This is a genomic window from Rhizobium sp. TH135, assembly GCF_002855515.1.
Lineage (GTDB): Bacteria > Pseudomonadota > Alphaproteobacteria > Rhizobiales > Rhizobiaceae > Allorhizobium.
Window position 1 is genome coordinate 948,264 of record NZ_PKRP01000001.1, and the last position, 20,814, is coordinate 969,077.

The following is a 20,814-nucleotide window of genomic DNA, read 5'->3' on the forward strand; positions in this document are numbered from 1 at the left end:
GGACTGCATGAACAGACTGTCCGGCCCGGGCGGGGCCGGACAGGCAACTTTGAGTGGGGGAACTCATGAGCAAGCAGTCGAGCTACAAACTCTCAGGCATCGGCCTGGTGACCGGATTCGTCTTCGGTCTGTCGGGGATCATCAACATCCTGGCGCTGACTGGCGCCTTCTACATGCTGCAGATCTATGACCGGGCGCTGACCAGTGGCAGCATCCCGACCTTGATCTGGCTCTCGGTGATCGCGGTCGGGCTTTACCTGTTCCAGGGCCTGTTCGACATCCTGAGGTCGCAGATGCTGGTTCGCTTCGGGTCGAACGTCGACCGGCAGATCGCACCGCTCGTGCATCGGGTGGTGATCGATATGCCGCGCTTCGGCTATTCGTCGGCGGAAGCCTCCGAGCGCGGACGCGACGTCGATACCGTCCGCAGCTTCCTGTCGGGCGCGGGACCGGTAGCGCTGTTCGACCTTCCCTGGATCCCAGTCTATCTCGTCTTCGTCTGGCTGCTGCATCCGATGCTCGGCATGCTGACACTGGGTGGTGCGCTGTTCCTCGCCTGCCTGACGATCGCAGCCGAACTCCTGTCCCGCCGCCACGCCAAGGAGATGACGAGAGCTGCCATCCAGCGCAACAACATCTCGGACAACCATGTTCGCAACGGCGACATCCTCTATTCGATGGGCATGACGGATCGCGCGATCGACCGCTTCGAAAGCGCCAACCGCCGTCACCTCGACACGCAGACTGCGACCTCCGACATCGCCGGCACCTTTGCCGGCATCTCCAAGGTCTTGCGCATGATGCTGCAGTCGGCAACACTCGGTCTTGGCGCCTATCTCACCATCCAGGGCGAGATGTCGGCCGGCGCCATCATCGCCTCATCGATCGTCACGGGCCGTGCCCTTGCCCCGGTCGACCAGGCGATCGCCCAGTGGAAGGGCGTGATTTCCGCCCGCCGCTCCTGGTCGCGCATCAAGGATACGCTCGCTGTCCTCGATCGTCCCAGCACGCAGTTCGATCTTCCGACGCCGAGCGAAGGCCTCGTCGTCGAAGGCGTGACCACGGTCGCCCCGACCACGGGTACCGTGCTCCTCAGCGAGGTATCGTTCGAGCTGACAGCCGGTCAGGCACTCGCGCTGATCGGCCCGTCGGGTGGCGGCAAGACGACACTCGCCCGCTCGCTCCTCGGCATCTGGCCCCTGCTGCGCGGCTCGGTTCGCGTCGACGGCGCAGATCTCAAGCAGTGGCCGACCAGCTTCTTCACGCAGAATGTCGGCTATCTGCCACAGGAAGTGGCTCTCCTCGACGGGACGGTCGCCGATAATATCGCCCGCTTCGATCCGGACGCCGATTCAAAGATGATCTTCCGGGCGGCACGCGCTGCCGGCATTCATGACCTGATCGTGCGACTTCCCAATGGCTACCAGACGCAGATCGGGCCAAGCGGCCAGTCGCTCTCGGCCGGCCAGAGGCAGCGCGTCGCGCTGGCTCGTGCGCTTTACGGCGATCCCTTCCTAGTCGTTCTCGACGAGCCGAATTCGAACCTCGATGCCGAGGGCGAAGAGGCCCTGATGAAGGCGATCGTGAAGGTCCGCGAACGTGGCGGCATCGTCGTCATCGTGGCGCATCGTCCAAGCGTCCTGCAGGCGGTGGACATGGTGGGTGTCGTCCAGGCCGGCAAGCTCGTCTCGTTCGGGCCGAAGGAAGACATCATCAAGGTGCCTGCCAACACGTCCGAGAAGAAGTCCTTGCGCCCGGCCCGGACGCTATCAGTCGCAGCGGAGTGAGACACATGACCATGTCCACGATCGATCATGACGATAGCCTGAAGCTCGGTCATGGCGATGCGCAGGCGGCCAAGGCACCGGCCAAAAAGTTCGCGCTCGCCGAGATCCAGGATCGCACCCTTTGGTCGCCGGGCATCTTCGCCGTGCTCTCCATGGGGCTCGGCGCCTATCTCGGGCGGCTGCGTGACATGGTCAATCCGGCGCCCAATACGCAAGTGCCTGAGGACAAGAAGACGGTGGCCCTTAACGACGACACGGCCGCGCCGGTCGAGGACGACGCGGAGAGCGGCATCGACATTGCCGCCTTCTGGCAGGAGATCCAGCGGCGCTATGAAGACGTCGTGGAGCAGATCGAACAGCCACGCCGGCTCTATTCCTCGATCCGCTACAACGCCCAGGACTTCATGCTGGAGGGCGGCTATACCGACCGGCCCTTCCAGGGCGTGTCGATCGACGTCGCTGCCAACGGCTTCCGCTTCGTCTCTCCGACCGTCGCCCGGCCGCGGTTCAGTGATCTCACACTTCCAAAGGCCAACAATGATGCGTCTGGCGGACTGCCAGGTTCTGCAAGCCAAGGCAGTGGCAATGCCGGCGGAGGTACCGAGCCTCCTCCTGGGGGCGGCTCGACCGGCGGCAACAGTCAGCCGGTCAATCGCGCGCCGGTGTCGCGCGGCCCTGTCTATCTCGGGACGGGACTGGTCAATCTCTCGATGCTTCTAATGTGGGCCGACCTGGCTCGCGCAGGCATCGATCCCGACGGGGACAAGCTCACGATTTCCGCGATCCAGGCAACTTCTGGCGAGATCAGAAGCTATGGCAGCGACGCTTGGATCTATGTACCCGAGCGCGACAAACAGGGTCTGGTCACACTGAACTTCACGCTCAGCGACGGCAAAGCGACGATCCAAGGGCAGGCCTTCCTCGACATGCGTCCGCATCCGGAGACAGAGATCGAGGGAACCGATGCAGATGACGTGCTTCTCGGCACGCCGGCCAGGGACCTCATCTATGCCGGCCTCGGCAACGACATCGTCTATGGCCGCGAAGGCGATGACCTGATCCTCGGTGGTGCTGGCGATGACCTGCTGATTGGTGGCGACGGCCGCGACGTGATCCATGGCGGTGAAGGCAACGACCGCATCTTCGGCGGTGACGGCGATGACGTGCTCTTCGGCGAGGCCGGTAATGACATGCTCTTCGGCGAAGCCGGGCGCGATAGCCTGATCGGCGGGAATGGCGACGATGTCCTGTCTGGTGGCGACGGCGACGACCGGCTGTTCGGTGAACACGGCAACGACGTGCTCTCCGGCGATGCAGGCCAAGACGTGCTGGAAGGCGGTGCCGGTCACGATACGCTCGGCGGTGGCGCGGGTGAAGATGTCATGGTCGGCAATGATGGCGACGACATATTCGTAGCCGGCGTCCAGCCGGTGCTGGAGCTCAAGAGCCTTGCACGGATCGCAATCGAACTGCCGCTAGCCGATCCTGCGTCCGCGACGGCCGTCGTCGATGACGGCGACGACGTGATCCATGGCGGCGACGGCAGCGATACCTATGACGCCTCCTTCGCAAGGATGGCGGTCGATATCGATCTCGCGGCCGGCTCCGCAGACGGCGACGAGATCGGCAGCGACCGGCTGACCTCGATCGAAAATGCCGCCGGCGGGACCGGCAATGACATGATTGCTGCCAGTTCTTCCGTCAACATTCTCTATGGCAATGGCGGACACGATACCTTCGTCTTCGCTTCCGTCGCTTCGATCGCCAATGGCGGCATGGGCCATGACGAGATCCGCGATTTCAACGTTGGCGACAAGGTCGACCTGTCGAAGCTCGAAGGCGAACTCGGACGACTCTACTTCGAAGATGGCGGGAGCTCGCTCGAACTCGACGACCACGAGCACAAGACCCTGGTCAAACTCTACAAGAAGATGATCGACGACGACGATGCAGACCATCATGTCCTGCAGCTGATCACCGATATCGATGGTGACGAGGACTACGAGATCGTCATCATCAGCGCCCAGGACCTCGATGCCGACGACCTGATCCTGACGGCATTCCATCTGCCGGGTCAGGTCGAAGGGCTCGTTGCCTGATCTGAACACGGTAAACGAGCCCCTCTTCGGCTCACATTGTAACCTGCGTATGGGGAAACGACATGACACAGCGTCCAAACGATACCGACACGAATGTCTCGCTGGCCGGCAAGGGCCTGAGAGGGCGCATGCTTGCGGCAACGGCGCTGGGCCTTGCGCTCACCGTCGGGATCGGCGGATGGGCCGCGCAGGCGAAACTTGCCGGCGCCGTGATCTCGCAGGGCGAACTCGTCGTCACCGGCGAGACCAAGCAGGTCCAGCATGTCGATGGCGGCACGATTGTCGCGATCCCCGTGAAGATCGGCTCCTCCGTCAAGAAGGGCGAGGTCGTGTTGCGCCTGGATGACACCCAGATCAGCATCGAACTCGGCATCGTCCAGTCGCAAGTGGCCCAGCTGAAGGCAATGATGGCCCGCCTCGTGGCCGAGCGTGATGGGGCGGACGCCCTCTCCTTCGAGGGTCTCGATCTTGCGCCCGAGGTCACCCGCGAAGAGCGCAAGTTGTTCGACGAGAACCGCGACATGCGGGCAAACCAGAAACAGCAGATCGAGATGCAGATCTCCCAGCTGCGCAACCAGATCGACGGCCTCAAGGAGCAGGAAAAGGCGAACCTTTCCGAGAACGAACTGATCGCAGAAGAGCTCGCCATGCAGGAGGGTCTGGTACAGAAGGGGCTCGCCAAGGCGTCTGAACTGCGCGGCCTTCGCCGTCAGATGGTCCGGATCGAAGGCACCATCGGTGATCTCCTCGCCCGTGTCGCGGAGGCAGAAGGCCAGATCAGCGAGCTAAATGTCCGCCTGATGTCGGTCGACCAGACCAGCCGCACTGAGTTGCAAAAGGAGATCGTTTCGGTCGAGGCGCGGCTCACCGAACTCGAGCAGCGCGCGCTGCAGCTCACCCACCGGCTGGAACGCACCATCGTGAAGGCGCCGGAAAGCGGCACGGTCTACGACCTGCAGGCCCACACGATCGGCGGCGTCGTCGCGCCCGGACAGGTGATCATGGCGATCGTGCCCGACGACACCGAACTCGACGTGCATGTGAAGGTCGCACCGACCGATATCGACCGCATCTTCGTCGGCCAGACCGCCCGCATGCGCTTCACAGCCTTCAACCGCCAGACCACACCGGAAATCGTCGGCGCCGTCGACATCATCCCGGCCGCAACCGTCATCGACAAGGCGACAAACCTGCCCTTCTACAAGACCAGCGTCACCTTCTCTCCGGACGACCTCGGCGAACTCGCAACCAAGCTTACGCCCGGAATGCCGGTCGAGGTCTATATCGAAACCGAAGAACGAACCGTCATCTCGTTCCTTGCAAAACCATTCACCGATCAGATCACCAGAGCATTCCGAGAGGAGTGAAAGAGCGTCGGCTGTCGCCAGTGTGACTTTTGGTCGGCGGCTATGCCCGCGGCGCTTGGCTACGCGAGGCCTCCGAACGACGTGATCGATAAGCGGGGGTACGCGGCGTGAAGCGCGTCACGCACTATGACCGGCGTTTGTGAGCGGGGCGTGTTGACCACGCCCCGCCATTTAAGCCTTGCCGACGGGCAGCATGCGCCAGATAGGCGCATTCTCGGCCAGGAGTGAGATCAAAAGACCTCAGCTGCGACGCAGATCTATGCGGCTGGTCACGACTGATTTGCCCGTCTTGGGATCTGTATCGACCGTGGTGAGGCGCATGCCGGTATCGCCAACCTTTTCGATCGTCATTTGCGCGCGGCGGTCGCCATTGACCTCTTTGGCCCAGGTGATGCCAAGGTTGATCGTGTCGCCGGCGCGCTGTCCGCCCAGACCTGCTGTGCCGGTGCCAGCACCGACATAGGAGCCGGCATATTGCGATCCAGTGGCCTTTAGGTCGGCACTGATGACCCGCGAGAAGATTGCAAGGCTCGTGCATTTACCGTCCAGAGACAGCGACTGCGGCGTGGTATCCGACGTGAACTGGCAGGTGACGTTGAGCGTCGGGGAATTTGCCCGAACCTTGACCGTGCCTTTGCCGTTCCAGCTTCCGGCCATCGACTTCAAGAAGGCGCTTTCGTCGGCATAGGCAAAGCTTCCAGACGCGAAGACGAGCACCGTAGCGGCCGCCATCGACCAGGCAGAAAATCTCATCATGGACTTGTCTTTCAATCGCGGACGACCGGCGTATGACGCGGGCAGATCTCGCATGAAGTTATGTTAGCCAACCTGCAGGGGGCCAATAGGTTCCGGGAACATAGTGATTAAGGCCGCGGGGGCTTTCACGAGGTTGCGAATCCAATCGGGCCTTGCGTAGGGTCTCGATAGCCAGTCACGCGCAGCGCGTGACCTCATCTCATAAGGCCTGCGGCCCGCAAGGCACTCTCGATGACCTCCTGAATACTGTCAGGCTTCAAAGCTTCGCTCTGCTGCGGAGCAACGCGCGCGATATCGGGCTCGACCGCCGTTTCTCGTCGCTCGAAGGAGGGTGTGAGCCCCCAGGCACGTGCGATATGCACGGTTGATGAAATGCCGGCGTCGAGCATATGTGCGGCAGGTCGACCATATCCGGACGCCCCATCGACGGGCGTTCCGTGGCCCATTCCGACGATCCGGTAGTGCTCGATGGCATCGCGGCCGGATGCATCTTGCCAGGTTTCGAGCAGATGGCCGCCGTCAAGAAGCTGAGCCTCACCCGATCCAGCATCCGCGCCGTGGACACCGCGCCACTGATCGATGATCGCACGGGAGTTTGCATCGGAGACCGTGTTGTCGGTCGTCCCATGCCAGACAGAGATCGTTGGCCAGGGCCCCTGGTGGGCGGAGGCGTTCCTCAGCTTGGCATCGAGTGTCGTCGACGATGGAATTCCGTGCCCGCGCATGCGGTCGAATGCTTCAGGCACCGAGGAGGCAACGCCAAAGGGAAGGCCAGCGATGATCGCACCGCCGGTGAAGACCTCCGGGTAGGAAGCGAGAAGCGCATTGGCCATGGCTCCACCTGCCGACAAGCCGGTGACGAACACACGACGGGGATCGACACCGTGGAGCTCGATCATGCTGGAAATCATCGCGCGGATCGAAAGGGTCTCGCCGCTGTCGCGGGTGACGTCATCGCTCTGAAACCAGTTGAAACAGAGATTGGCGTTGTTTTGGCGCGATTGCTCAGGGAAGAGCACCGCAAATCCATAGTCATCGGCAAGTTGCGACCAGCCGGAGCCGTGATCATAGGCGGCGGCGGTCTGTGTGCAGCCATGCAAAACGACCACGAGGGCGGGAGGAGAAGTCGAATTCTCCGGGCACTGATACCAGCCCGTCAACTGGCCAGGGTTTTGCGCAGCAGCGTCCAGTTTGGTGAGCTTGTTTGGCTGACCAGTGGCGCCAGGCGCCTGCGCTCGGGCGCGAGCGAGCCGCTCGATGGTATCGGAAATGCTTCGCATGGGGTGACCTTCTGGGGTTCCGGAAAGCCAACCGACATCCCTGTTGATAGATGATGTGCCTCAAAAACGTTGAGGACCGGCGTGAGCCGGTCCTCAATTATCATGCTTTAGAGAGTGCGAACCCGATAGCGCTCGCGCTCCTGCTCGACTTCGGCTGGGCCGTAAGGATCAGCGGAATGATCGAACTTCGTCCAACCCTGCTCCGAATAGGCCTGGCGGCGCGCCATCGGATCGACGCGGTTGGACTGCTTGAGGATCATGTCAGCTTCGGTTTCCATGCCGTCATCCACACGAGCGGTGACCAGCGTGCCGCCGCGGCGAACGCCTTCAGCATAGACATGGGCCTCATCTTCGGAGACGCCGGAATCCGTCAGTGCGCCGATGAGACCACCAGCCGCGCCACCGGCAACCGCACCGGCAATGGCGCCAGCAGCGGTGGCGGCAAGCCAGCCGGCTGCAACAACCGGGCCGACGCCGGGAATGGCCATGATGCCGAGGCCAGTCAGGAGACCGCCTGCGCCACCGACCACAGCGCCGATGCCAGCACCGGTGCCAGCGCCTTCTGCGGCACCGTTGTCGTTATCTTCGTGCTTGTGGCGGTTGTCGGCATTGTTGGAAACGATGCTGATGTCGTCAGACGGGACGCCACGCGCTTCCAGTGCGCTCACGGCTGCGCTTGCATCATTGTAGTTGTCAAAAAGTCCGGTAACGGTTTTCATGGGAATGACCTTTCTCTGCGTTTCCGCAAAATTATTTGGAGACGACGTTGCCCTGGTAATCCATGGCCACCGGCATGGACTTGCCGTCCTTCATCGCCGTGGCCTGCCAGACGCCCTGGTCGTCGAGCTTGAGGTCGGCAATGCCGGTGAAGCCGGCTGCTTCGATGCGCTCACGCGCCTGTTCTTCGGTGAAGGAATTTGCGCCCTCGACAGGGGCTGCAGCGTCAGGTGTTTCCGGGGTCGCTACGGCTGGCGTGTCGCCGTCCGTCGCAGGAACAGTGGTGGTCTGGGCATAGGCAGACACTGCCGAGGCGCACACGAGCGCCGCCGCGAAAATCATCTTTTTCATGGGTTTTCCTCTTTGCAGACCTGGTTGCTAGGTCTCGGAGCAAGAACACGACGGCGTGATTAAAGTTCCGCAATTAGCTCGCTTTGCTGGCCAATCGTTTTCAGCTGCAACTTTTCGCGGGCAGTGCTCTGCCTCTTGGATCGTCCACGCAGGACAAACGCCCCCGACTTTGAGACTTACAGCGACACGATTTCATCATCTGCTTGATAATCATCAAGATTGAGTCGCTGCAGGGCTCATTTTTGCGAATACCGCAGACAAATGATGCAAGGCCCAGGCAACTGGTGTGCTACGGTGATGATGTCGGAATTGGCTTTGTCGATTTTTAGACACTCCTGCCGAGTCATGACTTGCGCCGTGAGTCTTCGGCCCTTGAGGGCCCGCCTATGCCACAAACACCGACCGTGCATTTCGAAGCGGCAAGCACACTTGCCGTAGTCATGTCCTCCCACGAACCGCTGTTGTTCCTGTCCGACGACCTCAGGATCATCGCGGCGAGCACATCCTTCTGCCGCGCGTTCGAGATCGACCCCGCATCGGTCGCCGGCAGGCAACTCGCCGAACTCGGACAGGGAGAGTGGGCAATGCCCAGGCTGCAATCGCTGTTGATGGCAACCGCGTCCGGCAGTGCGCAGATCGACGCCTATGAGATCGACCTGAAGCGACCGAACCAGAAAACGCGGCAATTGGTCGTCAATGCGCGAACCCTCGACGACGGCGACCTCGAACACATTCGGCTGCTTGTCGCCATAACCGACGTCACCGACATGCGCGCCGAGGCCCGGCTGAAGGATGACCTCGTGCGCGACAAGGCCATCCTCTTGCAGGAGGTCCAGCACAGGGTGGCCAACAGCCTGCAGATCATTGCCAGTGTCCTGATGCAGAGTGCTCGCCGCGTTCAGTCGGAAGAGGCGCGTGGCCATCTCCATGACGCCCGCCATCGCATCATGTCGATCGCCGCGCTGCAGAGGCAGCTCTCCACCTCGGCAGGCGGCAGCGTCGAGCTGCGTGCCTATTTTACACAGCTCTGCCAGAGTCTCGGCGCATCCATGATCGCGGATCCCGAGCGGCTGTCGATCAAGGTGACTGTGGACGACAGTAGCGTCCCTGCTGACATCTCCATCAGTCTGGGTCTGATCGTCACCGAACTCGTGATCAATGCTCTCAAGCATGCATTCACCGACGAGCGTAGCGGCACGATCGAGATCGACTACCAATCCTCGGACAAGGATTGGACGCTATCGATCTCCGACAACGGGATTGGCATGTCGATCGGGAACGATGCGCCCAGGGCGGGGTTAGGGACTGGCATCGTGGAAGCGCTCGGCAAAAACCTCGAAGGCGAGATCACGCTGAGCGACGCTGACCCTGGCACGGTGGTGACGATCAGCCATCGGGAAACGCCAGGACTCCGAACCGATTTTTCGCCGGCTGCCTAGGCCAGGATTGGTCTCTGAAGCGCCAAGGGCTGCCATGTGGCAGCCAAACTCATGATGCGAGTGAACAATGAAGAACGGCAAACCGGTCGTCCTAGTCGTGGAAGACAGTGCAATAATACGAATGAGTGCAATCGATCTCGTCCTCTCGGCGGGTTATGAAGCGCTCGAAGCTGGTGACGCAGACGAGGCGATCCGCATTCTGGAAGCACGGGATGACATCGATCTGGTGTTCACCGATGTCCAGATGCCAGGCACGATGGACGGCATCAAGCTGTCCCACTACATCCGCGATCGATGGCCGCCCGTGAAGCTGATCGTCGCATCCGGTGCAGCCATCGTCGAAGAAAGCATGCTGCCGGCCGGAAGCCGCTTCTTCCCCAAGCCCTATGACGACTTGACCATCACCGAGGCGATGGAACGCCTGCTTGCCAGCGAGAACCCGAAGGCCACCTCGCTCTGAAGCCAAAGGCGTGAACTGGCCCCCATCGACTGGGGGCCAGACGCGTTATTTGGGTGCCGAAGCCTTACCCAGTTTCACGGACGGTTCCCGGCCCCAGACACGGAGCTTGGCAAGCGATGTCACGAACTCGTCCAGCCCTTCGTCGCCAGGCAAGGCGATCACCCCCTCATCGAGAGCCTCTGCAATACCCGCCTTTTCCAGAAGCGGCATGGCCGACTGATCGTAGCCAATATACTTGCAGTGCTGGAAGGCATCCGCCACGAAATCCCGGGCGGTTGCTTCCTTGACGAGATCGTCCATGGCCTCTGCCGATGTCAGCAGCGCGACGGCATCGAACAGAACCGACGGCCCGCCGTCGATCATGTGTTGGACCTCGATCCAGCTCCCGTCCGACGCCTTGACGCCGCCGACCTTCGGCGCAATCAGCTCGAAGACAGCTTTTTCCTTGGTAATCGCCGCCGTCAGATCTTTCAGCAGTTTCGCATCGACGCCATCCGTGACGAGGATGCCAAGCTTACGCCCTTCGAAGCGTTTCGGCCCGCGTTCCACGATGCTGAGCGAGGGGGCAGGCTCCAGATCTTGACGCGTCGGCATCGCGGCATCTGCCTCCTTTGGCATCGACTGGAAGCCGAGCTTCTGCGCCACGGTGTTCGCCAGCGTCTCATCGATGTTGAGGAGATGGGAGACCATGCGCTCGCGGATCACGGCGGTTTCCACCTTGCTCAGCTCGAAGGTCAGGGCAGCCGCGATGTGGCGCTGCTCCGGGGCCGTTTGGCTAATGTAGAACTGCCGGGCCTGGCTATAGTGGTCGGCAAAGCTTTCAGGACGGAGACGCGCCTTGGTGCCCTGCTCTTCTGACGGAAAATGGCGATAGCCACGCGTCGGCGATTCCCGCGGGCCTTCACCGAAGGAGTTCGGCTGGTAGTTCGCCCTTCCGACCGGATTACGCATCGCCATGTGACCATCCTGCTGGAAGGTCGCAAAGGGACATTTGGGCGCATTGATCGGCAGATGGGTGAAGTTCGGCCCGCCCAGACGCTTCAACTGCGTATCGAGATAGGAGAAATTGCGGCCCTGCAGCAGCGGATCATTGCTGAAGTCGATACCCGGTGGCACGTTCTGTGTCATGAAGGCGACTTGTTCAGTCTCCGCAAAGAAGTTGTCGGGCATGCGGTCGAGGACGAGCCTGCCGATAGCGACAGGGGCCAGGATCTCCTCGGGGATGATCTTCGTCGGGTCGAGCACGTCGAAGTCGAAGCTGTCAGCGAATTCCTGATCGAACAGCTGAACCTGCAATTCCCATTCCGGGAAATTACCGGACTGGATGGATTGCCAGAGATCGCGGCGATGGAAGTCGGGATCCGCGCCATTGATCTTGACGGCCTCGTTCCATGCGACCGACTGGAGACCCAGCTTCGGCTTCCAGTGGAATTTGACGAAGGTGGATTCGTCCTTGTCGTTGACAAAGCGGAACGTGTGGACGCCGAAACCTTCCATGAAGCGGAAGGAGCGCGGGATCGTCCGATCAGACATGATCCACATGACCATATTCATGCTCTCAGGCGTCAGGCTGATGAAGTCCCAAAAGGTGTCATGGGCAGTCTGCGCCTGCGGGAAGGCCCGATCAGGCTCCTGCTTGGCGGCATGGATCAGATCCGGGAACTTGATGGCATCCTGGATGAAGAAGACCGGGATGTTGTTGCCGACGAGATCCCAGTTGCCCTCTTGGGTATAGAGCTTAACCGCGAAGCCGCGGACATCGCGGGCAAGGTCGGCGGAGCCCTTGTTGCCGGCGACCGTCGAGAAGCGAACGAAGGCTTCGGTCCTTTCGCCCGGGCGCTGGAAGAGGTCGGCCTTGGTATACTTGGCGAGCGATTCATAAGTCTCGAAATAGCCGTGCGCGCCATAGCCGCGGGCATGGACCACGCGCTCGGGAATGCGCTCGTGGTCGAAGTGAAACATCTTCTCGCGGAAATGAAAGTCGTCCACCACAAGCGGACCACGCGGCCCGACACGCAGTGAATTCTGATCGTCGGAGACAGGGCCGCCCTGGGCCGTCGTCAGAAGGGGCGCGTCGCCCTCGGCGATCTGATGCAATTCGCCCCCTTCGCCGCGCTGCATCGTCTGGTCATGGATCTTGGCAGTCGAAGTTTTGGGCGAAACGGACCCACGGGTTGGTGTCTTGGCCATGGAGAACTCCTGGAGCATGCGCTCTGATGGTGGGGAGGAACGTGCTTGAAAAGCAAAAGACCGCCACAATCGGGCGGTCTCGCAGGGGTTGAGGCAGCTTAGCTGGCCTTCTTCATGCCCTTGGTGTTTGCCGAGGCCTCGCCGAGTGCCGTGAGCTTCTGGTCGGTTGCAATCTCTTCCTGGAGATTGGCATCCAGCAACGGGATGGCATCCTTCAGACCGAGCTGCTTCGCCCAGGACTTGAGAGTGCCGTAACGGGCGATTTCATAATGCTCGACGGCCTGTGCAGATGAGATGAGACCCGCGTCAAGGGCGGCTGTGCCCTTGTAGTCTTCCATGATCTCTTCGCCTTCGGCGAGGATGCCCTGGATGGCTTCGCAGGTCTTGCCGCGAGGCGACTTGCCGAGCAGTTCAAACACCTGTTCCAGACGTTCGATTTGGCCCTGGGTTTCCTCGCGGTGCTGCAGGAAGCCAGCTTTGCCCTCTTCCGACTGCGCTGCACGCGCCATCTTCGGAAGAGCCTTCAGGATCTGCTTCTCGGCAAAATAGATGTCCTTGAGCGTATCAAGGAACAGGTCGGACAACGTCTTTTCGGTAGCCATTGGGGAATCCATTCAAATTTGGTGAAGTATCAGGTGTCCAACCGCCCAATGCTTCAATGGTTCCCGCATGACCTTAGCCCAGTTCAAACGCTCGCGACCCTAGGTCGTGCTCACCGATCTAACTCGGGCGAGGTTAGGCTTCTGCTACTGTGCCGGAGGCCGATCCCCCCACTGACCAAAACAGTGGGGGGATCACACGCCAAACTCTCACTCGATCTCGACGCGCCCCTTCTTTTCGTCTTTGTCCTTCTTCTTCTGCAGAAGCCAGGTCAGCAGATCCTGTTTTTTCTTCGGAGTTTCCTTCGTCTTTTTCACGATGACTTTGGGGCGATAGACCTTGATGTCATCGAGGGCGGCAAATTTCTCGCCATACTCCTTCTTGATCGATGCGACCCGGCCCCAGCTCTTCGCGCGCGACGCAAGCACCGCAAGGCCAACGACACCGCCTTCCGTGGGCTCCCATTCAACCGATTGCTCGAAGAGGCGCGATGCTTCCTTGGTCTCCTTGTTGTCCAGCCGGTACCAGCCGAGTGCCTGGGCGCCGAGGGCGGACTTCAGTTCGAAAACATACGCCTCGAAGGTTTGGAGTTCGTCCTCAGCCGGCGACAAGGGCGCCTCCTGATTGGTGAGACCGGCCGCGACCAGTTCAATGTAGATCTTCTTCAGCTCAGGGGTCTGCGCTGCGTATTGGCGGGCAATCTGCAGCGCTTCGTCGCGGTGCTCCATGTTGCGAAGAGTCAGGATAACGCCCTCGACGCTCTTCAGGCTGGTCGTCATGCGCGTAGCGCTGACGAACCAGTGGTAAGACGCCTCCCAGCTCTGCTGACCGTAGTAGAACCAGCCAAACAGTTCCGCATCGACAGCGGAGAACGAGCGTTGCACGTAGTCGCTGAAGCGCTGCAACTCATCCATCGTCAGCGCGCTTGCAGGTCCCTGACCTTGCGCGACCATGCCCATCTTTCGCCGAACCAGATCGAAGGACACATTGTCGAATTCGCCCGTGCCGTCCGGGAGGATGTTGCCGAGTGCCACCAGAGACCGGGTTCCAGCCTCCGGAAGCAGGAGGCTCGCCTTCTGGACCGTTGACAGGCGTTCGTTCGGGTCTTCGCAGGTCGTGACGATGTATTTGTAGAGATCGAAAGCCCGGGCAAAGTCCCTGGACTGCGCAAGAGCCTCGGCCGTGATCCACATGGTGTTCATCTCGGCGCAGACCATCAGCTGCGGCGAGCCCTCGGCCAGTGTTACGACCTGGCCCCAGTTACGCTGAGCATGCGAGCGCTCCATCAACTTGCGGGTTTCGCCGAGAGCCAGCTTGTCGAGCAGTTCCTGGCTCGGCTTCCAGTTCGGGTTTTCACTCTGCAGCTTGGCAATTTCGGTGCGAACACGCACGTAGTCTCCGCTGCCGAAAATGTCCCAGAGCGGCTGTTCGGAGATGTTCGTCGGGGCATCGAAGAGATCCTCCGGCGCATCCCAGTCGGGATAAAGCGTCTTCAGGCGCCGCAACTCGGCACCAAGACGCTTCAGGTCGCGCGTCTGCGCATAATAGCGTAGCGCGGTTTCATCGACTTCCGACAGGGTGGAGGCCTTCGGTTCTTCGGTCTGCTGGCTGAGTTTGGCGATCTGCATCTCGACGCTGTCACGGGTAGCGACGGGTGCCGGGCTTGCCGTGGGCTGCAGTGTGCTGGCTGCGGCAGGCTGCTCAGCCGGCCTCCGCGCGGACGTGGTCGTGGTCGGACCGAAGGGGTTCTCCCCGGGGGCCACGTCCCGGATGACCGGGGCGGCCGGTTGAGGCGCAACGGCCATGACCGGGCTCACGGCCTCCGGCATGGGCGCGGGCAGGACGACCTGCGCCGGTGCCGGCATGCTTGGCACGACAGCCTGCGGCACAGCCGCGGTTGCCGGGACGACCGGCGGAAGTGTGGGCGCGACGGCGGTTGCCGAGAAGGGCGCGAAGTTCGGCATGGCAGGCTGCACGGTGGCCGGAGCCGAGACATTCGTCATCTGGGCTCCACCTGGGATCACGACACCCATCGCGGGGTAATTGTTCACGCCGTCACCTGTCGCCTGGCTGATCGGAACGATGATGCAGGCGCCGAGGAGGAGAGCTTTCTTCAGGGGAAGTCGGTCAAACATGTGGGGTACCTTTCAGCGATCGCCATGAGGCTCAGCACATGGAGAGTGGCGGGGTAATAGTCTTGGGAGCTGAAGTCAGAGAGAAGAGCGACGTCGGGACGCCTGCCCAGACTGCATTCGACGAGTGCCGCAACCGCCTGATAGCCGGGGTCGGGCATGGGAGCGATCCGCGTCGCCGTCGCAAGTTCGACGACGGACATCGATGCTGTCCCGAACTGTTTCCAATGCGATGCGAAGATCTCGAGAATGTCGGGATAGTCCCGGGAATACCAGGCGAGATAAAGCGGAACACGAATGGCGTCATAACCGAATTGCGATGGGTATCCGCTCGCCGGTCGGGGCATGTCGCCGGAAAGGGACAGCCAGTCCGAGGGAAGCCGGGCAGGTCCGAAGCGCGCGTCGCGAAGCAGTGTCACTCCGCTGTCCATCAAGGCCTTTGACGGAAAGCGGGTCGACAGACGACCGAGGTCAACAATGGCCGGGAAGATCCAGTAGGCCATGTTCACGACGGGCCCGTCCGCTTGCTCATTCGGACCGAAACCGTGGACACCCGGCAGGAGGACCAGGCCGTGATCCGTCTTGATGGTTGCGCGCTCGACGATGGCGTCAGAGATTCGTCTGGCCTCACGCTGAAGTTCCGGTTCGTCCCAGCGCTGACCGGCACGCATCAGAGCCCAGGCGATCAAGAGGTCGCCGTCGGTCGCATTGTTGCGGTCGGTGATCGGCGGCGTCTGGGTTGGATCCCATCGCCAGGCTGCAAGCCCATCGTCCCTGACGAAAAGATTGCCCTTCGTCCAGGCCCAGATCCGATCGAAGCTGTCGCGGTCATCAGCCGCTTCCGCCATCAGCATGCCATAACCCTGGCTTTCGCTGTGGCTGATGCCGCCTGCCCTGTTATCGACCACCCGTCCTTCGTCGGTAACGAAGTTATGGCGGTAGACCAGCCATGCGCCGGCCGTGATGTCGGCCGCGACATTGTCCTCCTGCTGTGACAGTGTCGCCGTCGTGGCGCCCGCGATCAGGGCGCCACTCAGCAGAGATGTCAGGATGAGAAGACGGGTCCTCACGATTTGCGTCCCTGCCTCAGCACCACGAAGGTTGCCGCACCGAGAAGGATCGCCACCACGATCTGGGCGATGGTGAACTCCCGGGCATTGTTCGAGAACCAGCCCGCCACGATGAGACGGCCATTCTGCAAGCTAAGTGGCTTGGTTTCATACAGGCGCTCATGGCCGGCCATCTTGCGCTCGACCAGAGTGCCGTCGCGTTTCAGGGCGTTCACGGACCCTGCGAGACGACCCCAGACATCGGTCTGAGCAAGGCTGCGCATACCCTCGTCGAGGATGGCAGGATCACGAACGGCCACGACCGTCCATGCATCCCGTTCGTTGACCAGGCGTTGGGCCACCAGCATGTCGGCCTCGCCGCTCACCTGATAGACGCCATCGGCGGACAGGACATTAGGGTCATCAACCAGTCCCAATTGCGCAGCCTGGATGCGGACGCGCACCGTAAGGCTCTCATAGAGGTTATGGACGCCCTCCCGCAGACGCGCGACGACCGATGTCGGACGTTCGCCCTGTGCCGGCGCAGCCGACCCATCGACCGAGAGGGCCGGAGCGGCCTCTTCGACCGGGGCGCCCGGCTGTTGGATCTGGTTCGCGTCCAGAGACAGGGCCATATCGCTGGCGACAGGATTGAGGTCGATGCCGAGATCGGATCTCAGTTGTCCGGAGAAGCCCGAGAAGGTCCCGAAGGCCAGAAGAGGACCCTGACGGTCCAGCGGCCAGCCGGAGCTCACCGAAACCGGGCTTACTTCGCGAGAGGCATAGGCCATCTTTGCCAGGAAGCTGGCAGCGGCTCCAAGCATGGTTTCATCCATGCCTTCGACATACAAAGGCGTAGCGCGACCGTTGCCGAACCCGGCCTTGCCAGCCGAGACGACCGCGAGATCGGGCGCGTGACCAATCTGGGCAAAGGCCGGAATGTTCAGCGTGCTGTCACCCTTGATGAAGAAGCGCGCCGTGGAATTGCCAAGCGTTGCCGGATCACAGACTGCATCGGACGCCGTGGATAATTCCGCCTCGAACTCGATGACATTGTAGCCGGGTCTCAGCTTGTCGAGCGGGATCGGGAGCACCTGACCGTCGATGCGGCCGGAGCGCGCTTCGCCCAGCCGGATATTGGCAACGGTCTCACCATTTGCCCGCACGACCATCTGCGATGTCGGCGAGAGGCCGGCTGCGTATTCGGCGTTTAGCTTCAGGTTCGCCGCGCCATAGTCTCCGGGGTAAAAGTCAGCCGGCAGGCTGAACGAGATCGATTGCTCGAAATGACGACCGGCGAAGGGGCGCGAGACGAAGCCCAGTTCGGCAAGCGAGTTTGAACTGCCGGATTCCAGCAGGCGACCTCGGCGGTTGCCAAGCGCACGCCTGCCCTGTGGTGAGCCATCGGTGACTTCGGTCTGCGCGCGCAGGGTGAAGTCGCGGATCGTGGTTGCCAGTTCATCCGCCGAGCGTGCCGCAACGACCATTCGGCTTCTGCCGCTCGAAGGATCGATGTCGAACTGAACGCCGGACTGCTCCGGTGTCACGCCGATAAGGTCGCGGACGGTGCCGAAAGTGCCGACCACCAGGTCGATCCCGGGACCGGATCCGATCTCATTGCCGACAGTCACGACAGGGCGATCGAAATGACCGAGGATCGACAGGGCCTGGACGACCGAGAAAGTGCGGTCGACGTCCTCGCCTGCGGCTCCGCGCGGGATCAGTCCATTGATCGCGGCATGACCGTTGACATCACGGCTATAGGCCAGGAGCGTCGAGACGTCGCTCGGATCGTCCTTGGCATTGCGGGTGAAAACGAAACCGGTCAGGGCCGGGTCGATCTGGGTCCAGAGTTCATATGTCGCCTCGACGGTGCAATCGACGCGATGCGACTGGTCGAGCAGAATGGTCACGGCATTGTAACCCGGCTGGAGCAGGCCTTTCGGCAGTTCCAACTCGACCTGATGCGCATCGCCGGACTTCAGATTGACGGCGCCAATGTCCCGGTCGTTGACGAAGATGCGCATGGCAGAGCGTTCAGGCGCCACCGAGATCGCCGTCTGCATCGTCAGGATGAGCTTCGCCGATCCCGTCATTTCCGAGGGAAGAACGACGAAGGGATATTCCCGGTTCGCGGCTTCTCCGGGGAAGAACAGGTCGCGCTTGTCTGCAATGAGACGACGGATCTGGTTCTCTTCCTGGAAATATTCCTTGGTCTCGGTCTGGGCTTTCGCCTGCGGCGCGAGGACGAAACCGGTCGAGGTAGCGGCGGCCGATGGCGAGGCTGCGAGAAGCAGGCCTGCGGCAGCGAGCAAGGAGAGGTGCTGTCTGATCATTCTCCGGCCTCCCTGTGGCGGACCGGGGCAGCAGCCAGTGCCGCGCCGGCAAGGGGTTTCAGTCTTTGCGGCTCAGCCTTGTCATCCGGCTTGCCGCCAAGGGCGACGCCGATTGCTGCGAGTGGGCAGGTGAACGCCCAGCGCAGGATGCGCAGGCTGCCAGCAATGATGCTTTTCGGCCGCTGACGGAGCGCACGCTGTTCACGGACCACCGACATGTCGTGCATCAGCAGTTCTGCGATGATCGGGAAGTGGTGTGGCTCTGCATCGAAGCGCAGCGCAATCGCGCCATCTTCATCAGGAGAGCCACCGACGATGCTGACCGGAAGCGATGTCACGAGAAGGTTGGAGGACACACTCAGCAGCTGAAGCCGGCCATACTCGCCCTTTCGGAGCATGCGGGACGAACCCTGCGCGGGGATCAGCTTGGCACCTCTGGCCGAGGCTTCGGTGACGGCGCCCCGCAGGACGGTTTCACCGAATTGCAGTTCGACGGTGGTGCGAAGCGGCAGTTCGACGCCGGCAAGGTCCTGGCTGCGTTCGGTGACGACGCCGAGGGCGCAGCCAGCGATCATCAGGTTCATCCAGTTCCAGGCACCGACGATCAGGAGAAGGCTCGAGATCTCGGGTTCGGTGTTGTAGCGGTATGCTGCAACGAACAGAGTGAAGCAGAGTATGCCGAAGATGATGAAGTAAGGCAGCGAGAGCTCCGAGAGCCGGTCCTGCTTCAGCGAGACACCCTTGTCGGTCACCTTGAAAGTCGGGCTCTTGGGCTTGAGCAGCACGCTGACGATGGCCTGGAACAGATAGACCGACTGCACATATTCGTAGAGCTCGGAGATCCAAGGCCAGCGTACGCTGCCATAGAGATAGGTGCGCACCATCTCGCCGACGATCAGATACATGACCGTGTAGGCGAAGAAGTCCTCGAACGACGCCACGAAGATCTTCATGTCGAACAGGATGAAGAGCAGCGGAGCCACGAAGAAGACCGAGCGAACGAAGGGGAAGAACCAGAAGAGCGAGCTGGAGATGTAGCTGAGGCGCTGCGGCAGCGAGAGGCCGCGCTTGAACAGCGGGTTCTTCAGCATCAGGATCTGGACCATGCCCTGGCACCAGCGCGAACGCTGACCGACGAAGCTGGCAAAGGTTTCCGGCTGGAGGCCGGAGATCAGCGGCTTGTCGATGTAAAGGCTGTTCCAGCCGCGGGCATGGAGCTCGAGCGCCGTTTCGCAGTCCTCGGTGATCGTGATCCCAGAGAAGCCGCCGACCTCTTCGAGCGCCTCACGCCGCAGGACGGCCGCCGAGCCGCAGAAGAAGGAGGCGTTCCAACGGTCCAGACCCTTCTGGATCTTGCCATAAAACATCTCGTTTTCCGACGGCATGCGGCCGAAGGTCCCGAGGTTGCGCTCGATCGGATCCGGATTCGAGAAGAAGTGGGGGGTCTGCACGAGGAAGAGACGTTCGTCTTCCGAGAAGTAGCCGACGGTTTCGCGCAGGAAGTTGCGCTCCGGCGCATGGTCGGCGTCGAACACCACGACGAGATCCGCCTGAGTGCGCCAGAGGGCGGCGTTCAGGTTGCCGGCCTTGGCGTGCACGTTCTCCGCGCGGGTCATGTAGACAGCGCCGAGATCGCTGCAGAGGTCCTTGAGGATCGCTGCGCGCTCCCTGGCCTTGGCCGCCGACACCGGGTCATCGCTGTTACGCTTCTGGTCGGTACCGCCGTCATCCAGCAGATAGACGGTAAATTTGTCCGATGGATAATCCATGGCCTTGGCCGCCGCGACCGTCAGCGCCAGGATCTCCCTGTCTTCGTTGTATGTCGGGATAAACACGTCGACGGTCGGGCTCTCATCCTCGTCGAGTTCCGGAGCCCGTGGGCGCTCGATGGGATCGGCAACGACGAAGAGGCTGATGCCGAGCATCAGGATGCAATACATCTCGGCCGCATAGAGGATGATGCCGGGGATGAAGGAATACAGATCCTCAAGCGGCGGGAGCGTGCTCGTCGTGCGCCAATAGGCATATTGCAGGATCACGACACTCGCCAAGGCAAGGAAGACGTGGCGCCAGAAGCCATCGAGCTTCAGGAGCATGATGACCGCCAGGATCGAGATGACGATGACCGAAAGGTTGAAACGGGCGGAATGCCCGACGGGCTGCGCGATCAGCAGGAACATCGCCACAACGATGGCCAGCCAGGCAGCATAGCGAATGATATCTCGCACGATTTTGGACTCCTCATGAGTTC

The 20,814-nt window shown here is 61.5% G+C and carries 15 protein-coding genes; 5 read left to right on the plus strand and 10 right to left on the minus strand.

Annotation, left to right across the window (positions count from 1 at the left end; genetic code table 11):
• The first annotated feature begins 65 nt into the window (after positions 1–65).
• From C0V73_RS04475 to C0V73_RS04485, 3 genes are all read left to right on the plus strand, one after another.
• Complete coding sequence (locus C0V73_RS04475) at positions 66–1,787, plus strand: type I secretion system permease/ATPase (protein ID WP_102018755.1); 1,722 nt, start codon at positions 66–68, stop codon at positions 1,785–1,787.
• A gap of 5 nt (positions 1,788–1,792) precedes the next feature.
• Entirely contained in the window at positions 1,793–3,886 is a 2,094-nt protein-coding gene (locus tag C0V73_RS04480; protein ID WP_102018756.1) for a cadherin-like domain-containing protein, read from the plus strand.
• A gap of 62 nt (positions 3,887–3,948) precedes the next feature.
• Positions 3,949–5,253, plus strand: coding sequence for an HlyD family type I secretion periplasmic adaptor subunit (locus C0V73_RS04485; RefSeq protein ID WP_102018757.1), 1,305 nt, complete (start codon positions 3,949–3,951; stop codon positions 5,251–5,253).
• Positions 5,254–5,493: 240 nt separating this feature from the next.
• Here C0V73_RS04485 and C0V73_RS04490 read toward each other — a convergent pair whose 3' ends face one another.
• The 4 genes from C0V73_RS04490 to C0V73_RS04505 form a co-directional block, all read right to left on the minus strand.
• Positions 5,494–6,009 carry a hypothetical protein gene (locus tag C0V73_RS04490; protein ID WP_102018758.1) on the minus strand — a complete coding sequence of 172 codons (516 nt, stop codon included), beginning with the start codon at positions 6,007–6,009 and terminating at the stop codon, positions 5,494–5,496.
• A gap of 194 nt (positions 6,010–6,203) precedes the next feature.
• Entirely contained in the window at positions 6,204–7,289 is a 1,086-nt protein-coding gene (locus C0V73_RS04495) for a PHB depolymerase family esterase (protein WP_102018759.1), read from the minus strand.
• A 107-nt stretch (positions 7,290–7,396) separates the two neighbouring features.
• Positions 7,397–8,008 (minus strand): general stress protein, encoded by a 612-nt coding sequence (locus C0V73_RS04500; protein WP_102018760.1) that lies wholly within the window; start codon positions 8,006–8,008, stop codon positions 7,397–7,399.
• A 31-nt stretch (positions 8,009–8,039) separates the two neighbouring features.
• Positions 8,040–8,357 (minus strand): PepSY domain-containing protein, encoded by a 318-nt coding sequence (locus tag C0V73_RS04505; RefSeq protein WP_102018761.1) that lies wholly within the window; start codon positions 8,355–8,357, stop codon positions 8,040–8,042.
• A gap of 386 nt (positions 8,358–8,743) precedes the next feature.
• Here C0V73_RS04505 and C0V73_RS04510 point away from each other — a divergent pair, with 386 nt between their 5' ends.
• Together C0V73_RS04510 and C0V73_RS04515 are read left to right on the plus strand one after the other, a co-directional pair.
• On the plus strand, positions 8,744–9,796 hold the full coding sequence (locus tag C0V73_RS04510) for a PAS domain-containing sensor histidine kinase (protein ID WP_102018762.1): 1,053 nt from the start codon (positions 8,744–8,746) through the stop codon (positions 9,794–9,796).
• A gap of 67 nt (positions 9,797–9,863) precedes the next feature.
• Positions 9,864–10,256, plus strand: a complete 393-nt coding sequence (locus tag C0V73_RS04515; RefSeq protein ID WP_102018763.1) for a response regulator — start codon at positions 9,864–9,866, stop codon at positions 10,254–10,256.
• Positions 10,257–10,301: 45 nt separating this feature from the next.
• On the opposite strand, the gene catE is transcribed toward C0V73_RS04515, so the two are convergent.
• The 6 genes from catE to bcsA form a co-directional block, all read right to left on the minus strand.
• Positions 10,302–12,446, minus strand: coding sequence for a catalase C (gene catE, locus C0V73_RS04520; protein WP_102018940.1), 2,145 nt, complete (start codon positions 12,444–12,446; stop codon positions 10,302–10,304).
• A 98-nt stretch (positions 12,447–12,544) separates the two neighbouring features.
• A complete protein-coding gene (locus C0V73_RS04525; RefSeq protein WP_102018764.1) occupies positions 12,545–13,048 on the minus strand; it encodes a ferritin-like domain-containing protein in 504 nt (167 codons plus the stop codon).
• A gap of 207 nt (positions 13,049–13,255) precedes the next feature.
• The gene (locus tag C0V73_RS04530; protein ID WP_102018765.1) at positions 13,256–15,181 is read right to left on the minus strand and encodes a hypothetical protein; all 1,926 of its coding nucleotides are present in this window, start codon (positions 15,179–15,181) and stop codon (positions 13,256–13,258) included.
• Complete coding sequence (locus C0V73_RS04535; protein WP_172450007.1) at positions 15,160–16,248, minus strand: glycosyl hydrolase family 8; 1,089 nt, start codon at positions 16,246–16,248, stop codon at positions 15,160–15,162. Before C0V73_RS04535 ends, C0V73_RS04530 begins: the two co-directional genes overlap by 22 nt.
• A complete protein-coding gene (locus tag C0V73_RS04540; RefSeq protein ID WP_102018767.1) occupies positions 16,245–18,563 on the minus strand; it encodes a cellulose biosynthesis cyclic di-GMP-binding regulatory protein BcsB in 2,319 nt (772 codons plus the stop codon). Before C0V73_RS04540 ends, C0V73_RS04535 begins: the two co-directional genes overlap by 4 nt.
• Complete coding sequence (bcsA, locus tag C0V73_RS04545; RefSeq protein WP_245407866.1) at positions 18,560–20,791, minus strand: UDP-forming cellulose synthase catalytic subunit; 2,232 nt, start codon at positions 20,789–20,791, stop codon at positions 18,560–18,562. The genes C0V73_RS04540 and bcsA overlap by 4 nt, the downstream gene beginning before the upstream one ends.
• Positions 20,792–20,814 lie beyond the last annotated feature (23 nt).

Excerpts from the sequence above, each read along its gene's own strand:
- C0V73_RS04475 (WP_102018755.1), top strand. The coding sequence starts at position 66 with ATGAGCAAGCAGTCGAGCTACAAACTCTCAGGCATCGGCCTGGTGACC.
- C0V73_RS04480 (WP_102018756.1), top strand. The coding sequence starts at position 1,793 with ATGACCATGTCCACGATCGATCATGACGATAGCCTGAAGCTCGGTCAT.
- C0V73_RS04485 (WP_102018757.1), top strand. The coding sequence starts at position 3,949 with ATGACACAGCGTCCAAACGATACCGACACGAATGTCTCGCTGGCCGGC.
- C0V73_RS04490 (WP_102018758.1), bottom strand. The coding sequence starts at position 6,009 with ATGATGAGATTTTCTGCCTGGTCGATGGCGGCCGCTACGGTGCTCGTC.
- C0V73_RS04495 (WP_102018759.1), bottom strand. The coding sequence starts at position 7,289 with ATGCGAAGCATTTCCGATACCATCGAGCGGCTCGCTCGCGCCCGAGCG.
- C0V73_RS04500 (WP_102018760.1), bottom strand. The coding sequence starts at position 8,008 with ATGAAAACCGTTACCGGACTTTTTGACAACTACAATGATGCAAGCGCA.
- C0V73_RS04505 (WP_102018761.1), bottom strand. The coding sequence starts at position 8,357 with ATGAAAAAGATGATTTTCGCGGCGGCGCTCGTGTGCGCCTCGGCAGTG.
- C0V73_RS04510 (WP_102018762.1), top strand. The coding sequence starts at position 8,744 with ATGCCACAAACACCGACCGTGCATTTCGAAGCGGCAAGCACACTTGCC.
- C0V73_RS04515 (WP_102018763.1), top strand. The coding sequence starts at position 9,864 with ATGAAGAACGGCAAACCGGTCGTCCTAGTCGTGGAAGACAGTGCAATA.
- catE (WP_102018940.1), bottom strand. The coding sequence starts at position 12,446 with ATGGCCAAGACACCAACCCGTGGGTCCGTTTCGCCCAAAACTTCGACT.
- C0V73_RS04525 (WP_102018764.1), bottom strand. The coding sequence starts at position 13,048 with ATGGCTACCGAAAAGACGTTGTCCGACCTGTTCCTTGATACGCTCAAG.
- C0V73_RS04530 (WP_102018765.1), bottom strand. The coding sequence starts at position 15,181 with ATGTTTGACCGACTTCCCCTGAAGAAAGCTCTCCTCCTCGGCGCCTGC.
- C0V73_RS04540 (WP_102018767.1), bottom strand. The coding sequence starts at position 18,563 with ATGATCAGACAGCACCTCTCCTTGCTCGCTGCCGCAGGCCTGCTTCTC.